16 protein-coding genes are annotated in these 16,253 nt (G+C 50.9%); 1 reads left to right on the top strand and 15 read right to left on the bottom strand.

Going from position 1 to position 16,253, the window contains the following annotated elements:
* Positions 1-79 precede the first annotated feature (79 nt).
* The 14 genes from ACU8XX_RS17420 to leuS all read right to left on the bottom strand — a co-directional run bounded on the left by ACU8XX_RS17420 (position 80) and on the right by leuS (position 14,439).
* Entirely contained in the window at positions 80-1,033 is a 954-nt protein-coding gene (locus ACU8XX_RS17420) for a YbeF family transcriptional regulator (protein ID WP_000378026.1), read from the bottom strand.
* A 259-nt stretch (positions 1,034-1,292) separates the two neighbouring features.
* Positions 1,293-1,934 carry a lipoyl(octanoyl) transferase LipB gene (lipB, locus tag ACU8XX_RS17415; RefSeq protein ID WP_000284027.1) on the bottom strand — a complete coding sequence of 214 codons (642 nt, stop codon included), beginning with the start codon at positions 1,932-1,934 and terminating at the stop codon, positions 1,293-1,295.
* A 100-nt stretch (positions 1,935-2,034) separates the two neighbouring features.
* Entirely contained in the window at positions 2,035-2,298 is a 264-nt protein-coding gene (gene ybeD / locus ACU8XX_RS17410) for a DUF493 family protein YbeD (protein WP_000850550.1), read from the bottom strand.
* 109 nt (positions 2,299-2,407) lie between these two features.
* Positions 2,408-3,619, bottom strand: a complete 1,212-nt coding sequence (gene dacA, locus ACU8XX_RS17405; RefSeq protein ID WP_001092082.1) for a D-alanyl-D-alanine carboxypeptidase DacA — start codon at positions 3,617-3,619, stop codon at positions 2,408-2,410.
* Positions 3,620-3,757: 138 nt separating this feature from the next.
* Positions 3,758-4,846 (bottom strand): endolytic peptidoglycan transglycosylase RlpA, encoded by a 1,089-nt coding sequence (gene rlpA, locus ACU8XX_RS17400; RefSeq protein ID WP_001231429.1) that lies wholly within the window; start codon positions 4,844-4,846, stop codon positions 3,758-3,760.
* 10 nt (positions 4,847-4,856) lie between these two features.
* Positions 4,857-5,969 (bottom strand): peptidoglycan glycosyltransferase MrdB, encoded by a 1,113-nt coding sequence (mrdB, locus tag ACU8XX_RS17395; protein ID WP_112034156.1) that lies wholly within the window; start codon positions 5,967-5,969, stop codon positions 4,857-4,859.
* 2 nt (positions 5,970-5,971) lie between these two features.
* A complete protein-coding gene (mrdA, locus tag ACU8XX_RS17390) occupies positions 5,972-7,873 on the bottom strand; it encodes a peptidoglycan DD-transpeptidase MrdA (protein ID WP_000776191.1) in 1,902 nt (633 codons plus the stop codon).
* A 30-nt stretch (positions 7,874-7,903) separates the two neighbouring features.
* Positions 7,904-8,371 (bottom strand): 23S rRNA (pseudouridine(1915)-N(3))-methyltransferase RlmH, encoded by a 468-nt coding sequence (rlmH, locus tag ACU8XX_RS17385; protein WP_000776104.1) that lies wholly within the window; start codon positions 8,369-8,371, stop codon positions 7,904-7,906.
* 3 nt (positions 8,372-8,374) lie between these two features.
* On the bottom strand, positions 8,375-8,692 hold the full coding sequence (gene rsfS / locus ACU8XX_RS17380; RefSeq protein ID WP_001161664.1) for a ribosome silencing factor: 318 nt from the start codon (positions 8,690-8,692) through the stop codon (positions 8,375-8,377).
* A gap of 259 nt (positions 8,693-8,951) precedes the next feature.
* Positions 8,952-9,563 carry an adenosylcobalamin/alpha-ribazole phosphatase gene (locus ACU8XX_RS17375; protein ID WP_001241888.1) on the bottom strand — a complete coding sequence of 204 codons (612 nt, stop codon included), beginning with the start codon at positions 9,561-9,563 and terminating at the stop codon, positions 8,952-8,954.
* 23 nt (positions 9,564-9,586) lie between these two features.
* Entirely contained in the window at positions 9,587-10,228 is a 642-nt protein-coding gene (nadD, locus tag ACU8XX_RS17370; RefSeq protein WP_000838887.1) for a nicotinate-nucleotide adenylyltransferase, read from the bottom strand.
* A 1-nt stretch (position 10,229) separates the two neighbouring features.
* On the bottom strand, positions 10,230-11,261 hold the full coding sequence (holA, locus tag ACU8XX_RS17365; RefSeq protein ID WP_000620532.1) for a DNA polymerase III subunit delta: 1,032 nt from the start codon (positions 11,259-11,261) through the stop codon (positions 10,230-10,232).
* Positions 11,261-11,842, bottom strand: coding sequence for an LPS assembly lipoprotein LptE (gene lptE, locus ACU8XX_RS17360; protein WP_004014787.1), 582 nt, complete (start codon positions 11,840-11,842; stop codon positions 11,261-11,263). The genes holA and lptE overlap by 1 nt, the downstream gene beginning before the upstream one ends.
* Before the next feature lie 14 nt (positions 11,843-11,856).
* A complete protein-coding gene (gene leuS / locus ACU8XX_RS17355; protein WP_001157890.1) occupies positions 11,857-14,439 on the bottom strand; it encodes a leucine--tRNA ligase in 2,583 nt (860 codons plus the stop codon).
* Positions 14,440-14,674: 235 nt separating this feature from the next.
* Here leuS and ACU8XX_RS17350 point away from each other — a divergent pair, with 235 nt between their 5' ends.
* Positions 14,675-15,157 (top strand): zinc ribbon-containing protein, encoded by a 483-nt coding sequence (locus tag ACU8XX_RS17350; RefSeq protein WP_001044880.1) that lies wholly within the window; start codon positions 14,675-14,677, stop codon positions 15,155-15,157.
* A gap of 69 nt (positions 15,158-15,226) precedes the next feature.
* On the opposite strand, the gene ybeQ is transcribed toward ACU8XX_RS17350, so the two are convergent.
* The gene (gene ybeQ, locus ACU8XX_RS17345; protein WP_000578178.1) at positions 15,227-16,204 is read right to left on the bottom strand and encodes a Sel1 family TPR-like repeat protein YbeQ; all 978 of its coding nucleotides are present in this window, start codon (positions 16,202-16,204) and stop codon (positions 15,227-15,229) included.
* Between the last annotated feature and the right edge of the window lie 49 nt (positions 16,205-16,253).

Here is a 16,253-nt window from a genome sequence, read left to right as displayed (position 1 = left end):
GGTCGCGAAAATGTAAAATTGTTGTTGGATTGTGCCATTTTATCGTTCTGCGCTGTGATCTGGCTGTAACAATACTTTTTCAAAATGCATTACGGATAACATCTATTACTCCGTGCAGGATGGGATCACGCAGGCTGAATTTGTTGTAGTGGATAGAGAAATCTATTTGCTCCTCATTTAAGGACGGAAAAGGCAGTTTTTCCAGCGGCCAGCAGCGGCTAAACAGGTTATAAAAACGGCTGGGAATAATCGCTAACATGTCACTGTTGGCAACCAGTGCAGCGATTGTCAAAATGTTGTAGCTGGTGAAATTGATTTGCCGGTCCGGAAACATTTCTTGAACTCTCTGCCGCAGACCGCTGAAATTTTGCTCTTCCGGTAACAGAAGTACATGCGCAGCGTTGTCGATAGTCTCTCTGTCATCTTCTAAAGAGAGTAGTGGATTTCCCTCGCGGCAAATTAACACCATATTGTCGGTGAACAGAACATGATGTTGCACCGTACGATTGGTGCAAAACATGTTATCGATGATGAGATCGGTTTGAAACTGACTGAGTTGGTTTTCAGCGTCGCTGATGGGCGGGTTGCGCAGTAAAAGCTGCGGATAGTGAGTTTTAATCGCCCGATAGATGACAGGAAGGACCAGGGCTCCGACCGAGGGAGTGGTCGCAATAGTTATCGTTCGTTGCTTATCATAGCTTCCTTCGATATCCAGCGCGCCAAGAATGGACTCAAGGCCCTGACTGATATACTCATGTAGATGCATCGCAAATGCGGTAGGAGTGACACCCTGGCCTTTGCGAATAAACAATGGGTCAGGGAATATAACGCGCAGTTTCTGAATAGACTGACTGATTGCCGAGGGGGTCAGATTAAGCACTTTCGCTGCATTAACGATCCCTTTATGTACATATACAGCTTCAAAAATAGTCAGAAGGTTAAGATCAATATTTCGTAAGGTTGTAAATATTTGTGGTTTACCTTCTGACGACTTTCTGCTTAAACAAGGTTCAATTTGATTATTACTATCCACGCACTTACTCCAATTTTATTCATGGAAAAATAATATTTAAAAAAATTACAATAATCTTATGTCTAATTGGAACGGAACGCTTTTGCTCACCATAATCAACTATTTCAATAGGTTAATCAATGGGGTGAGTTACGGAGCAAGGCGTAGCACCGCATTTCTGCAAGTGATAAAGAAAGTATACAAACGCGAAGGAGATGTAAAGCATTAGCAGGTATTATGAGTAATGACCCAGTGTAAATTGGGCCATTGAGGTATGCAATTAAGCGGTAATATATTCGAAGTCAGGATTGTTTAGTAGCGCTAAAATATTTTCCAGTAAACGTGGTGCAATATTATTAGTCGTCGCTTCGGGTTTCCATTGTGATATTTTAGCCATTTCCATTCCGGCATACCCACAAGGATTAATACGTAAAAATGGTGAAAGATCCATATTGACGTTTAATGCCAGACCGTGGAATGAACAACCGCGTCGAATACGTAAACCCAGTGAGCAAATTTTCTTTTCCCCGACATAGACACCAGGCGCGTCAGCCCGAGGATGCGCTTCTATACCCAGTTCAGCCAGGGTATTCACCACTGTTTGCTCAAGCAAGGTCACCAGTTCACGCACACCGAGTTTACGGCGTTTCAGGTTAAGCAACACATACATCACCTGTTGCCCCGGCCCGTGATAAGTCACCTGCCCACCGCGATCGCTCTGAATCACCGGAATATCACCCGGCATTAAAATGTGCTCCGCCTTTCCTGCCTGCCCTTGGGTGAATACCGGATAGTGCTCGACCAGCCAGATTTCATCAAGGGTACTATCATCGCGGGTATCGGTGAATTCATGCATAGCCTGGGAGATTGGCTCGTAAGGCTGAAGACCGAGCTGGCGGACAAGAATTTTATCCTGATACAAAACGGCATCTCCGTGGAGAATGAGTAAAAGTGGGGGAAAAGTATATCACAGCGAGGAGAGGGGAGTTACCCGACCAGGGGCCGGGTAACGGAGAAGCGAGTTACAGAACCATGCGGACAATATCGATTTTGCCCAGTTCTTCATACAGTGTTTCAACCTGCTCGATATGAGTGGCGTTGATAGTGATAGATACCGAGTGGTAGTTGCCTTTGCTGCTTGGTTTTACCGTTGGGGTGTAGTCACCTGGCGCATGGCGCTGTACCACTTCAACCACCTGATCAACCAGCTCAGGTAACGCCTGCCCCATAACTTTGTAAGTAAAAGGAGTAGGGAATTCAAGCAGTTCGTTAAGTTTGGTTTTCATGTCAGCTCCGGCGTAACGTAATTAAATAGCAACTCCCGCCAGAAGGCGGGAGTTTTTTACTGATGCTTAGTATATGGGGACGGAAATTACACTTTCAAGTGTTCAATTTTTAGCCAAACCAGTGATGGAACATTAATTTAATGTAATCAATGATTTTGCCGAAGAAGTTACCTTCCGGGATTTCTTGCAACACAACCAGCGGGCGTTGCTCGATCGTTTTGCCATCAAGCTGGAAGTTGATAGTTCCGACGACCTGATTCTTTTGCAGCGGCGCATGCAATTCACTGCTGTTCAGCACATAGCTGGCTTTCAGATCTTTCATGCGACCACGCGGAATGGTCAGGTACACGTCTTTATCAACCCCTAACGAAGCGCGATCAGAATCACCAAACCAAACCGGTTCAGAGGCGAACTCTTTACCTACTTTCAGTGGGTTAACGGTTTCGAAGAAACGGAAGCCCCAGGTTAGCAGTTTTTTACTTTCGGCTTCACGGCCTTTAAAAGTACGTCCGCCCATCACCGCAGAGATCAAGCGCATCTGGCCTTCAGTCGCAGAAGCAACAAGGTTGTAACCTGCTTTGTCAGTGTGTCCGGTTTTGATGCCGTCGACATTCAGGCTGTTATCCCATAACAGGCCGTTACGGTTCAGCTGGCGAATACCGTTAAACGTAAATTCTTTTTCTTTATAGATCGAGTATTCATTCGGTACGTCACGGATCAACGCCTGGCCGATCAGCGCCATATCTCGCGCGGAGCTGTACTGACCATCAGCATCCAGACCATGTACCGTCTGGAAGTGGGTATTTTTCAGGCCCAGTGCGTTAACGTAGCTGTTCATCAAGCCAACAAAAGCGTCCTGGCTACCAGCGGCAAAATCGGCCATGGCGACACAAGCATCGTTACCCGATTGCAGGTTAATACCGCGGATCAGCTGAGAAACCGGAACCTGCATGCCCGGTTTGAGGAACATCAGCGAAGAACCTTTAAACACCGGGTTACCGGTGGCCCATGCGTCGTTGCCGATAGTGACTAAATCAGTTTCTTTAAATTTACCGGCTTTCATTGCCTGGCCGATAACGTAACTGGTCATCATTTTGGTCAGGCTGGCAGGATCGCGGCGGACATCTGCGTTCTGTTCGGCGAGCACTTTGCCGGAGTTATAGTCAATCAGGATGTAGGACTCCGCATCGATCTGCGGTACACCCGGGATCATAGTTTTGATATTCAGGTCATCGGCATGTGCAGCAGAGATAAAGGCTGTGCAAAGAGCCGTGGTGAGCGCCAGGCGCTTCATGATACGAGCGGAAAAAATGGTATTCATGGTCTGAACTACGACATCCGTGATGGAATTAAAAAAGTGCCCTACTATAGCAAATGCACTACCGGCAGGCATCTGACTTTCCGCGTGACTTTGTTAACGTCATTTACAGAAATTGACACATCAGATGCCTGCTTTACGCTACTGCGCGGTGGTAATAAATGACTGTAATTGGGCTTCGGTTTGCAAACGTTGCTGCAAGGTACTGGCTTCGGCTTTGCTGGCGAATGGGCCAAGCTGGATCCGCCAGACCGCGCCATTTTGAGTTACGCGACCGGGGACGCCGAACTTCTGTCCCAGTTGCTGTTGGTACTGTTGCGCACGAGCCTGATCGCTTACGGCCCCGACTTGCACCATAAAGTTGCCGCTGACGCTTTGCGAGGCGGCTTGCGGTGTCACCATTGCAGGCGAGGTTGCTGGCGTTGTCGACGGAGCTGTAACAACGGGCTGTGGCGCAGGCGTCGGTTCGCTGCCTTCCAGTACACCAGGCGCTAAGGTCGTTGGTGCGCCGAGGAAACCGCTACTGGTTACCGGCGCGCCGGTCGGATCTTCGCTTTTTAGCGTCGAATTACTGACCGGAAGAATGTCACCCTGCGGGCCAGACACTGAACTTGTTCCCGCGCCACCGCTTAAATCGGGAGGTGCAGGCAGGGCGTAAGTCTGTTTGGCGACAGTGGTACAAGCCATACCAGGACCAGAAAGCGAACCATCCTGGGCGACAATAATCGGATCGATACGAACTTTGGTGTTGTTTGACGTGTTAAGACGGTCAGCTGCCGCGCGAGAAAGCGAAATAACGCGGTCGTTGCCGTAAGGACCGCGATCATTAATGCGCACCACGATCATTCGCCCGTTAGCCAGGTTAGTGATTCTGGCGTAGCTGGGGATCGGAAGCGTTGGATGGGCTGCCGTCAGCTGTGTCGGATCGAATGCTTCGCCAGAGGCCGTCAGGTTACTGCCGGGTTCGGCATCATAGATTGCCGCCAGTCCCGCCTGGCTAAATCGAGACGGATCCTGCACGATTTTGTAGCTTTTACCGTCGCGCTGGTAATCCTGATTTGCCGTCGCGTTCAGTGGTTCGAAACGCGGGTCCGCCCCGCTAATTTCAACTATAGGGCCGTTACATACCGCAGGCTGCGGTACACTTACCGTCTGTTGCTGACCATCATCGCTTGTACATGCCGCGAGCATTCCTGCCGCGATGCAGATCCCGAGCCACTGCTTACGCATTGCGCACCTCTTACACGCTTTTCGACAACATTTTCCTGTGGGTGTGGATTGACATTACAATCCCGAACCCAGCCATCAGCACAATTAGCGCCGATCCTCCATAACTGACCAGTGGGAGCGGAACCCCTACAACCGGCAGAATACCGCTTACCATACCAATATTTACGAAGACATAAACGAATAATATCAGCATTAAGCCGCCAGCCATGACGCGACCAAAGGTGGTTTGCGCTCTGGCGGCTATCCACAGCCCGCGCATGATCAGCAGAATGTAGAGAGCGAGCAGAATCAGAATGCCCACTAATCCCAGCTCTTCCGCCAGTACCGCGAAGATAAAGTCAGTATGGCGTTCGGGGAGAAATTCAAGCTGTGACTGAGTGCCGTGCAGCCAGCCTTTGCCGCGTAATCCGCCGGAGCCAATAGCAATTTTAGACTGAATAATGTGATAGCCCGCGCCGAGTGGGTCTGATTCCGGGTCCAGGAGCATCATTACGCGCTGGCGCTGGTAATCATGCATCAGGAAGAACCACAGAATCGGAATGAACGCCGCTACCAGCACTACTGCGACGCCAATCAGACGCCAGCTAAGGCCAGAGAGGAACAGTACAAACAGACCGGAAAGCGCAACGAGGATTGATGTTCCCAGGTCAGGCTGTGCAGCCACCAGCAGCGTGGGCATAAATATCAGCACCAGCGCGATGCCAGTGTTCTTCAACGATGGCGGGCAAACGTCGCGGTTGATAAAGCGCGCAACCATCAGTGGTACGGCTATTTTGGCAATTTCCGACGGCTGAAAACGAACAATACCGAGGTCCAGCCAGCGTTGAGCACCTTTAGAGATGGCACCGAAAGCATCTACCGCCACCAGCAAAATAATACAGATGATATAGAGATAGGGGGCCCAGCCTTCATAAACGCGTGGAGGAATTTGCGCCATCACCACCATGATGACCAGACCCATCGCGATTTGGCCGATTTTACGCTCCATCATGCCAATATCCTGACCGCTGGCGCTCCAGATAACCAGGGCGCTGAAAACCAGCAATGCCAGTAAGATCAGCAGCATTGTGGGATCGAGATGGACTTTATCCCAGAATGTTTTTTTATTCGGATTATCCGTCATGATTAATGGTCCTCCGCTGCGGCAACCGCTGGATTTTCCGCAGGCAGATCGGTGTTGTTATCACCCAGCATAATGTGGTCGAGGATCTGGCGCATCAGTGTACCAACCGCCGGACCCGCACCACCGTTCTCCAGAATCATGGCGACAGCCACTTGCGGATTATTGTATGGCGCAAAGGCGGTCATCAGTTTGTGGTCACGTAAACGCTCGGCAATTTTGTGCGCATTATAGGTTTCGTTCGCTTTCAGACCGAAGACCTGAGCGGTACCGGATTTCGCCGCAATTTTGTACGGTGCGCTAGCAAAGTATTTATGCGCCGTACCGTTAGGGCGGTTAGCAACACCGTACATACCGTCTTTCGCCAGCTCCCAGTAACCGGAATGAATATCGCCGACGGGCGGTTCATGCGGCTGTACCCATGGCACCTGTTTGCCGTCTTCGGCGGTGCTCATCAGCAAATGAGGAACCTTCACGATACCGTCATTAATCAGGATCATCAGTGCCTTACTCATCTGGATTGGGGTCGCTGTCCAGTAACCCTGACCGATACCAACCGGAATGGTGTCACCCTGATACCACGGTTTTTTAAAGCGTTTCTGTTTCCATTCGCGGGTAGGCATGTTGCCGGAACGTTCTTCCGCCAGGTCGATACCGGTGTAATGACCATAACCGAATTTACCCATCCATTCGGAGAGGCGATCGATCCCCATATCGTAGGCCACCTGATAGAAGAAGGTATCCGCAGATTCTTCCAGCGATCTTGTGACATTCAGACGCCCGTGGCCCCATTTTTTCCAGTCACGATAACGTTTTTCCGAACCTGGCAGTTGCCACCAGCCTGGGTCAAACAGCGTCGTATTGCGCGTGATCACCCCGGCGCTCAATGCCGAAACCGCCACATAGGGTTTAACTGTAGACGCGGGAGGATAAACCCCCTGTGTGGCGCGGTTCACCAGCGGTGTATTCGGATCGTTCAACAAGGCGGAATAATCTTTGCTGGAGATACCGTCAACAAACAAGTTTGGGTCATAACTAGGCGTGGAAACCAGCGCCAGCACCCCACCTGTACGCGGATCGGTGACTACCACAGCTGCGCGGCTACCCGCCAGCAGCGTTTCAATATATTGCTGGAGTTTGAGATCCAGCGTCAGGTAAATATCGTGTCCGGCTTGCGGTGGTACTTCTTTTAACTGGCGAATAACACGCCCACGGTTGTTAACTTCAACCTCTTCATAACCGGTCTGACCGTGCAGCACATCTTCATAGTAACGCTCAATGCCCAGCTTACCGATATCATGCGTTGCCGCATAGTTGGCCAGTTTGCCGTCATTATTCAGGCGTTCGACGTCTTTATCGTTGATTTTCGACACATAGCCGATGACGTGGGTCAACGCCGAACCGTAAGGATAGTAACGACGTTTATAGCCTTTAACTTCAACACCCGGAAAACGGTACTGATTGACGGCAAAGCGAGCTACTTGTACTTCGGTCAGGTTAGTTTTCACCGGAATAGAGGTGAAACGGTGTGAACGTGCGCGCTCTTTTCGGAATGCAGCAATATCGTCATCGGTCAGATCAACCACGCTGCGCAAAGCGTCCAGCGTTTGCTGCACGTTATCGACTTTCTCCGGCATCATTTCTATCTGGTAGATAGTGCGGTTGAGTGCCAGAGGGATACCGTTACGGTCGTAGATAATGCCGCGGCTGGGCGCGATAGGCACCAGCTTAATGCGGTTTTCATTAGAGCGGGTCTGGTAGTCGGTAAAGCGAACAATTTGCAGATTATACAGGTTGGCGATAAGCACGCCGGTCAGCAGCAAAATCCCCAAAAAGGCGACCAGCGCCCGGCGCACAAACAGCGCGGACTCTGCCGTATAGTCGCGAAAAGAGTTCTGTAGTTTCATCCGCTGCGTTTTCTACTCAAAGCTCCCTTATCACTCACGGTGATAAGGATGGTTGGTGGTGATGCTCCACGCCCGGTACAGACTCTCTGCGACCAGCACGCGAACCAGCGGATGGGGGAGGGTAAGCGCCGACAGCGACCAGCTCTGCTCCGCCGCCGCTTTACAGGCAGGCGACAACCCTTCAGGCCCGCCAATCAGTAGACTGACGTCGCGACCATCCAGCTTCCAGCGTTCCAGCTCAGCGGCTAACTGCGGCGTATCCCAGGGCTTGCCTGGAATATCGAGGGTGACAATGCGGTTTTTGCCTGCGGCCGCCAACATCTGCTCACCCTCTTTGTCGAGTATGCGCTTGATGTCCGCATTCTTGCCGCGTTTTCCGGCCGGAATTTCAATCAGCTCGAAGGGCATATCTTTCGGAAAACGACGCAGGTACTCGGTAAAACCGGTTTGTACCCAGTCCGGCATTTTCGTTCCCACGGCGACAAGTTGCAGCTTCACGCATTAACTCCAGAGTTTTTCCAGTTCATACAGGCGACGGCTCTCTTCCTGCATGACATGGACAATCACATCGCCCAAATCCACGACAATCCAGTCGGCGCTGTTTTCACCTTCTACGCCGAGCGGTAACAGGCCCGCTGCGCGAGACTCCTGCACAACGTGGTCAGCAATGGACATAACATGACGGCTGGACGTACCCGTACAGATGATCATGCAGTCGGTGATGCTGGATTTGCCCTGAACGTCTAAGGCGATGATGTCCTGACCTTTGAGGTCATCAATTTTGTCGATAACAAAATCCTGGAGTGCTTTACCCTGCAAGTTTTCCCCCTGGGTGAATCAAATAGATAAAAATGGTCTGTCAGTATACCTGAACCAGAGGCGATTTCGGGACAATTGTCGCCGAATCGGCTTTCGAAAGTGGGCTATCATCCCACCCCGCGCCGCAGATTGCATCGCCATTTTTGTAAAACAATTTCTACAAAGTCGTGTCTGGCGGAAAAAGTCTGGCTGCGGAGAATATCAGCCTGCCCGGGGCTGTCAATGGTCGTTGCGGCTTACCCGTAAAAAAACAGAAAAGTCATGCATTCTCGACCCCGATGGCACGGCTATTGAGGACGCGTAGCGTCGCGAATTTTTGGTTGATATCAATGGCGCTCCAACACCCCTGGTCAACGCGAAAATGCCACATAGACTCGGCAGGCATGCCAATTAAACGAGCAATTAACAGACTCAGTACGCCCTGATGGCTGACGATTAAAATATTCTGATAGTGCTGATATTCACTAAGCCTTGCGATAAAGCGTTCCACACGTTGCGAAAATGCCTGAAATCCTTCACCGTTCGTGGGGATAGCATGCTGCCAGTCATTGCACCACGCGCTATAGTTTTCGGCATCTTCTTGCATGAGGTCGCGATGATGTCGCATCTCCCAGTCGCCAAAAAACATTTCGTTGAGTTCAGGGATGATATGAACGGGGAGCTGGCGGTCACTGAGAACCAGTCGCGCGGTATGCTGTGCCCGTTCCAGTTCACTGCATAAAACCAGGTCAAAGGAAACATCATCTAGCAGTGTATGCAGATTTTGCGCTTGCTCAATACCGCGTGCGGTCAGGGGTGTGGGCGCATGACCGCTGTACAGACCATCGACATTCGCTTGTGTTTCGCCATGACGAATTAACCACAGTCGCATCATGCCCTCCGTAACGACAGGTATCAGCGATACAAGCCTTGTTGGTTAATGTAAGTCAGTACCGGTTCCGGCAATAAATCATCACATGATTCACCGTTTTGCAAACGTTCGCGGATGATGGTCGCCGAGATGTTAAACCACGGCGTTTCAGCCAGATAAATTTTACCGGCAGGCTGAAGGTGAAGATCTTCCGGGTTATGTGTCAAATGATCTTCCAGCCATTGCTGGTATTGCGGTTGCGCCATTTCAAGTGGGTAACCTGGACGCCGACAGACGATCAAATGTGCATTGTCGAGTATCGTTTCGTATTCGTACCAGGTCGGAAAGGTCAGCAATGAATCCTGACCAATAATAAACGCCAGCGGCACGTCCGGTCCTTGTTCCTGCCGCCACTCTTTCAGTGTTTGCGCAGTGTAAGAGGGGGCATTGCGCTTTAGCTCGCGTTCATCAAGAGTAAATAATGGCTTGTCGGCAATCGCCAGTTCAAGCATGTGTTTACGCTGCACGCTGTTCGCTTCCGGCTGGGGACGATGCGGAGGAACATTATTAGGGATGATTGTGACCCGCGTCAGACCAATCAAATTCGCCAGCGTTTCCACGGGTTTAAGATGACCATAGTGCACCGGATCAAAGGTGCCACCAAACAGAGCCTGTAAAGATTTCATATCAACCGTCGATAAATACGTCCGCCAGGGGTTTATGGCACAACAGAAGAGATAACCCTTCCAGCTCTGCCCACACTGACTGACCGTAATCTTGTTTGAGGGTGAGTTCCGTTCGTGTCAGGAGTTGCACGGCCTGACGTAACTGCGGCTGACTTAAGCGATTTAACGCCTCGCCCATCATGCCCCGGCGGTTCTGCCATACCCGATGCTTATCAAACAACGCACGCAGTGGCGTATGGGCAGACTGGCGTTTCAGGTTAACCAGTAACAACAGTTCACGTTGTAATGTGCGCAACAAAATAACCGGCTCGCTGCCTTCCAGACGCAGTTGCTGAAGAATATGCAACGCGCGCTTACTTTTTCCCATCAACAAAGCATCAACCCAATGAAAAGGGGTGAAATGCGCGGCATCATTCACCGCCTGTTCAACGCGCGGTAATGTCAATTTGCCGTCTGGCCAGAGCAGCGATAAACGCTCCAGTGCCTGAGCCAGCGCCAGCAGGTTACCTTCATAACAGTAGCAGAGCACCTGATTTGCCGCGTCATCCAGTTCTAAGTTGAGCTGTTTTGCGCGCGCAGCAACCCAGCGGGGAAGCTGAGCCTGCTCCGGTGTCTGACAGGTCACCTGCACGCTGCGATTCGCAAGAGCAGTAAACCAGGCGGCATTTTCTTGCGCTTTGCTTAATTTATTACCGCGGACGATCAACAGCAGGTCGTCATGCAGAAGTCCGGTGAGTGTGAGAAGTTGCTCATTGATCGCCGCATTCGGTCCGTTTTCTGGTAACAACAGCAATAGCGTTTGTCGACTGGCAAACAGACTCATAGCCTGGCATAACGAAAAGATCGCATTCCAGTCAGTGTTGGGATCAATGGAAAAAGTGTGGTGTTCTTCGAATCCTTGTGCCGCAGCTACCTGACGAACAGCGTCCTGGCTTTCCTGCAATAACAGAGGATCGTTACCAAGTAAAAGATACGCCGCGCGCAGCCCTTCATTGAGCTGCGCGCGGAGTTGTTCCGGGTACAACCGAATCATCAGTTACCCAGCGTGGTGGAGACGCGTGCAGGCGTTGCCGGAGTATCCGTTGTGGTCGACGCCTGTTCTTCGTCGGAACGAATATCCGCAGCACGGATGCTTGGTAGCTTACGAATCAGCTGTTCGGCAGCACGGTCGTACATCTCTTTAATGATCATTTCCTGCTCGTTATCTTTCGCTAACGCCATTTGCGGGTTATCGAAGAACGAACGGAAGACTTTGGCGCTAATCGGGTAGATATCTCGTCCAGGAATCAATACCGACGCGCTAACAGTCATCACCATCTGATATTCCGCAGTTTGACCATTACGGAAAACCGACGCGGTATCCTGCGAGATTGATACAGCACCCAAACGCAGGGATGGAACGTCCTTACGCGTGGTTTCTTTATCAAGCAACTCGACACCATTCAGACGTAACTGGTTACGCACCGCACGGCTTAATGGCCCGTTCGGATCGCCTGAGTCCAGGATCATGACCTTCATAGTGGAAGGAACCTGCGTGGTATCACGCAGATGCCAGCCACACCCGGCGGTGATTAACACCGCCAGAGATAACAACAATGTTGCCAGATATCGCACGCTTCCTCCCGCGCTTAGCCAACGACCAGATTGAGGAGTTTACCGGGTACGTAAATCACTTTACGCACGGTAACGCCATCAAGATATTTTGCTACCAGATGTTCCTGGCCAGCACGTTCGCGAACCTGTTCTTCCGTTGCGTCCACCGGAACGGTGATTTTTGCACGGACTTTACCGTTAACCTGCACCACGACCAGCGTGGAGTCTTCCACCATCGCTTTTTCGTCAGCAACCGGCCACGGCGCGTTGTCGATATCGCCTTCGCCTTTCAGTTCCTGCCACAGCGTGAAGCAGATGTGCGGGGTGAACGGGTTAAGCATACGAACAACGGCCAGCAGTGCTTCCTGCATCAGAGCGCGATCCTGCTCGCCATCGGTCGGTGCTTTCGCCAGTTTGTTCATCAGCTCCATAATCGCCGCAATTGCGGTGTTGAAGGTCTGACGACGGCCGATATCATCGGTCACTTTAGCGATCGTTTTATGCACATCGCGACGCAGCGCTTTCTGATCTTCAGTCAGCGCATCAACGTTCAGTGCCGCAACATCACCTTTTGCTGTGTGCTCGTAAACCAGTTTCCAGACACGTTTCAGGAAGCGGTTAGCCCCTTCCACGCCGGATTCCTGCCATTCGAGAGTCATATCAGCCGGAGAAGCAAACATCATAAACAGACGAACGGTGTCCGCGCCGTAACGTTCAACCATCACCTGCGGGTCGATACCGTTGTTCTTCGACTTGGACATTTTGCTCATGCCGGTATAAACCAGTTCATGGCCTGCCGCATCTTTCGCTTTCACGATACGGCCTTTCTCGTCACGTTCAACGATAGCATCAACCGGGGAAACCCAGTTACGTTCGCCGTTTTCGCCAACATAGTAGAAGGCATCTGCCAGCACCATACCCTGACACAGCAACTGTTTCGCTGGTTCGTCAGAGTTCACCATGCCTGCATCACGCATCAGTTTGTGGAAGAAGCGGAAGTAGAGCAGGTGCATAATGGCGTGTTCAATACCACCAATGTAGATATCCACCGGCAGCCAGTAGTTAGCCGCTTCGGAATCCAGCATACCTTCTTTGTACTCTGGGCAAGTGTAGCGCGCATAGTACCAGGAGGACTCCATAAAGGTGTCGAAAGTGTCGGTTTCACGCAGCGCTGGCATACCGTTAACGGTAGTTTTTGCCCACTCCGGATCTGCTTTAATCGGGCTGGTAATGCCGTCCATCACCACATCTTCCGGCAGGATCACCGGCAGCTGGTCGTCCGGGGTCGGCATTACGGTACCGTCTTCCAGCGTCACCATCGGAATCGGCGCGCCCCAGTAACGCTGACGAGAAACACCCCAGTCGCGCAGGCGGTAGTTCACTTTACGCTCGCCAACGCCCATCGCAGTCAGTTTATCGGCGATGGCGTTGAAGGCCGCTTCATGGTCAAGACCGTTGAACTCGCCAGAGTTGAACAGCACGCCTTTTTCAGTCAGGGCTTGCTGAGAAAGATCTGGCTCAGAGCCGTCAGCCGCCAGGATAACCGGTTTGATGTTCAGGCCGTATTTAGAGGCAAACTCGTAGTCGCGTTGGTCGTGCCCCGGAACCGCCATTACTGCGCCCGTGCCGTACTCCATCAATACGAAGTTTGCTGCCCAAACGGGAATTTCTTCGCCCGTTAATGGGTGAACAGCTTTAAAGCCAGTATCGACGCCTTTTTTCTCCATCGTTGCCATTTCAGCTTCGGCAACTTTGGTGTTACGGCATTCGTCAATAAAGGCCGCCAGTTCAGGATTATTTTCCGCCGCTTTCTGCGCCAGCGGATGACCCGCTGCTACCGCCAGGTAGGTACAACCCATAAAGGTGTCCGGGCGGGTAGTGTAAACGGTCAGCGTGTTGTCATAGTCGTTAACGTTGAAGGTGATTTCCACGCCTTCGGAACGACCGATCCAGTTACGCTGCATGGTTTTAACGGTGTCTGGCCAGTGATCCAGTTTATCCAGATCGTTGAGTAGTTCGTCAGCGTAAGCGGTGATTTTGATAAACCACTGCGGGATCTCTTTACGTTCAACTTTGGTATCGCAGCGCCAGCAGCAGCCGTCGATAACTTGTTCGTTCGCCAGTACGGTCTGGTCATTCGGGCACCAGTTGACCGCAGAAGTCTTTTTATATACCAGGCCTTTTTTATACAGCTCGGTGAAGAATTTTTGTTCCCAACGGTAGTATTCCGGCGTACAGGTTGCCAGCTCGCGGCTCCAGTCATAACCAAAGCCCAGCATTTTGAGCTGGTTTTTCATATACGCGATGTTGTCGTACGTCCACGGTGCCGGTGCAGTGTTGTTTTTCACCGCCGCGCCTTCCGCAGGCAGACCAAACGCGTCCCAGCCGATCGGCTGCAGAACGTTTTTGCCCAGCATGCGCTGGTAACGGGCGATCACGTCACCGATGGTGTAGTTACGTACGTGGCCCATGTGTAGTCGACCAGAAGGATAGGGAAGCATAGACAGGCAGTAATACTTCTCTTTGCTCTCGTCTTCGGTTACTTCAAATGTGCGCTTCTCATCCCAATGAAGCTGTACTTTGGATTCTATCTCTTCCGGGCGGTATTGCTCTTGCATGGCAGCCAGTGGTCCTGTTTTCATTACGGCTACAAAAGTAGCGTTAGAGGTGGTTTTTCAGATCCGCATAGCATAGCCCAAACGTCCGCGTCAAAACAGCCTTTCGCGCACTCGACGTTGAAATGATGCCCGGATTATTCATACATTAATTTACAGAGTTTGTGGGCGTATTAGCAAAGCAAGGAACAAAGAACGTCTATTATTATAGTCAGTTAACGACCCGGGAGATGAAACGATGAACAAGGTTGCTCAATATTACCGTGAACTGGTTGCGTCACTGAGCGAACGCCTGCGCAATGGCGAACGTGATATCGACGCACTGGTGGAACAGGCGCGCGAGCGCGTAATAAAAACAGGGGAGTTAACGCGAACCGAGGTCGATGAGCTGACGCGAGCTGTCAGACGTGACCTGGAAGAGTTCGCCATGAGCTATGAAGAGAGCCTGAAAGAAGAATCTGACAGCGTCTTTATGCGGGTGATTAAAGAAAGCTTGTGGCAGGAGCTGGCAGACATCACCGATAAAACGCAGCTTGAATGGCGCGAAGTTTTCCAGGACCTCAATCATCATGGGGTTTATCACAGCGGAGAAGTGGTCGGGCTGGGAAATCTGGTCTGCGAGAAATGTCACTTCCATCTCCCGATCTACACACCGGAAGTGCTGACGCTATGCCCGAAATGTGGTCATGACCAGTTCCAGAGACGCCCGTTTGAGCCGTAATAGTCTGATTTCGCACAGCAATAAAGAGAATATGGGCCGAATGAAATTCCCCGGCCCTTGTTTTTATCTCTACAGTAAATCTTCAGTCTCACGAATTTCCTGACTGACATCTCTGGTTCCGGATGACTGAACTTTACGATACAGGTCGAGAGCCTGTCGGAGATCGACAGGTCTTCCTTCTCCGTAGTGATACATAATGGCCAGGTTATACCAGGCAGTGGCGTCATTGCATTCAGCGGCTTTCGTAAACCATTCAAAGGCAGCCTGATAATCTTTCTCAACGCCTTGTCCGTGTTTATACATATAACCGATGTTGACGTAAGCGCCGACGCTCCCCTGAGCGGCAGCCTTCAGATACCAGTACATCGCTTGCTTATAGTCCTGGTCCACCCCTTCGCCAGCGTTATAATCCCATGCAATTTGAAACTGGGCGTGCCGATTACCCTGCTGTGCGCTTTTCAAATACCAGAATGCGGCGAGTGTCTTGTTTTGAGCAACGCCTTTTCCGTCTTCATAAAGATCGGCCAGATTGTTTTGCGCGTCACTATGGCCTTGTAATGCAGCTTGTTTGTACCAGAAAAATGCCAGCGCATAGTCTTTTGCGACTCCGTTGCCATTTCTGTACATCCACCCAAGATTATTTTGCGCATAAGACATTCCGCTCTCCGCGGCTATCTGATACCAGACAACCGCTTCTTTATAATTGGGGGCTTCTCCACGATCCAGTGTCCAGCCAAGGGCGTTGGAAGCGAAAGTATGGCCTTGTAGGGCAGCTTTTTTCAGCCAGAAGATGGCTTGCTCATTATCTTTATGACGGCTTTTATCCTCGGTATACTTTTGCCCTAAGGAATACTGTGCTTCACAATGACCTTGCTCAGCGGCCAGCTTCAGCCAGTAAAAGGCTTTTTCGTCGTCCGGAGAATCAATTGCGCTATCGCGATTATAATAAAACCCAACAATATATTGAGCCTCGCAATCGCCTTTTTCAGCACGTTCGATAATCTCATCTATTGATAAATTATCGCAGCAACTTGACGTGAAAATCATTATCATTTCCTTATGGTTGCAGATAAAACATATTATATTTTTATGTGTT

Source organism: Escherichia sp. MAL-1 (assembly GCF_052948035.1).
This window is presented reverse-complemented; position numbering and strand designations above follow the sequence as displayed.